The 251-nt window shown below is 47.8% G+C and carries 1 protein-coding gene; it reads left to right on the forward strand.

The annotated features are described in order from the left end of the window. On the forward strand, positions 1–251 hold a 251-nt coding region (locus tag Q4528_RS15010), incomplete at both ends, for a TSUP family transporter (protein WP_303522485.1).

Below are 251 nucleotides of genomic sequence, written 5' to 3' on the forward strand. Positions count from 1 at the left end.
GCAATACACCATTGGCTTTGGTTTAGCGGTCATTGCCGCTCCTCTGTTATTTTTGCTCTCACCAGTTTATGTACCAGGTCCCGTGGTCATTGTAGCGTTGGTTGTATCTACCCTAAGTGCTTTTGAACACCGAGCCAGTATCTCTTTTAAAGGCTTAACTGCCGCCATATTAGGTCGAATTCCTGGATCAATTGCAGGCGGCGCGCTGCTGTTATGGGCTGACCTTAGTAAGCTGTCTTTTTGGCTAGGCT

Origin of the sequence: Staphylococcus pasteuri (genome assembly GCF_030547725.1) — a bacterium.
GTDB lineage: Bacteria > Bacillota > Bacilli > Staphylococcales > Staphylococcaceae > Staphylococcus > Staphylococcus pasteuri.